Source organism: Xanthomonas axonopodis (assembly GCF_001304695.1).
Taxonomy (GTDB): Bacteria; Pseudomonadota; Gammaproteobacteria; order Xanthomonadales; family Xanthomonadaceae; genus Xanthomonas; species Xanthomonas axonopodis.
The window spans coordinates 1-994 of the sequence record NZ_JFAQ01000202.1 but is presented as its reverse complement, the minus strand read 5'-3'; the positions used below and the strand labels follow the sequence as shown (position 1 = coordinate 994).

Sequence of the window (994 nt, the reverse complement as noted above, 5' to 3'; positions counted from 1 at the left end):
CCGGGCACGTGCCCGGCCAGATGGGGCTCTGGGTACGCGACCAGCACGACCGCGAGGTGTTGCTGTGTGCGGACGCGGTGTGGTCCTCGGCCACCTGGGCCTCGCTGCAATGGCCGGCGTGGCCCACGCGCCTGCTGATGCACGATTGGCGCGCATTCCAGCGTACCGTGCATCGCTTGCACGCCTTGTCGCACGCCCATCCGGAGCTAGCGATCCTGCCCTCGCATTGCCAGCCCAGTCTTGACCGTTATCAACCGGAGTGGCGATGAGCCTGCGTATTCTCGTGACCGGCGCGTCCGGTTTCGTCTGTGGTACGTTCCTGCGGCGCTTTCAGGAGCAGCCGGGTGTCGAACTTCGCGGCATCGGTCGTCGCGCCAGCGATCTGCCCAACTACCATCGCATTGATCTGAGCCAGGCGTTTTCGCTGGACTGGCAACCGGATGTGGTGATTCATGCAGCTGCGTTGGCCTCGCCGTGGGGCACGCGTGCGCAGTTCCAGCTGCACAACGTGAAGGCGACCGCCAACGTCATCGACTTCTGCAAGCGCAACGACTGCCCACGCCTGCTGTATGTCTCCTCCAGTTCGGTGTTCTATCGCGAAGCGCATCAGTACGACCTGGATGAAGACAGCCCGATCGGCCCGGCGTTCGTCGATACATACGCACAAACCAAATATCTTGGCGAAACCCTGCTCGATGACTATCCGGGGCAGAAGTGCGTCTTGCGCCCGCGTGCGGTGTTCGGGCCCAGCGACACGGTGCTGTTTCCGCGCGTGATCGCCGCCGCGCGGTACAGGTAATCGCACAGCGTATCGATATAGATCAGGTCGCCGATCACCGGCTGGGTCTGGCCGACGAAACGTGGCAACGCACCCTTGCGCGCGGCGGCGATCACGCGCGGAAACAGCACCGTGTCGCTGGGCCCGAACACCGCACGCGGGCGCAAGACGCACTTCTGCCCCGGATAGTCATCGAGCAGGGTTTCGCCAAGATAT

General features: G+C 63.9%; 3 pseudogenes. 2 read left to right on the top strand and 1 reads right to left on the bottom strand.

The annotated features are described in order from the left end of the window. Together XAXN_RS16845 and XAXN_RS16840 are read left to right on the top strand one after the other, a co-directional pair. Positions 1-269, top strand: a pseudogene (locus XAXN_RS16845) (MBL fold metallo-hydrolase); the annotation flags it as partial. Further along, positions 266-790, top strand: a pseudogene (locus XAXN_RS16840) (NAD-dependent epimerase/dehydratase family protein); the annotation flags it as partial. The pseudogenes XAXN_RS16845 and XAXN_RS16840, both read left to right, overlap by 4 nt. Here XAXN_RS16840 and XAXN_RS16835 read toward each other — a convergent pair. Beyond that, positions 700-994: pseudogene (locus XAXN_RS16835) on the bottom strand (hypothetical protein); the annotation flags it as partial. The pseudogenes XAXN_RS16840 and XAXN_RS16835 overlap by 91 nt on opposite strands.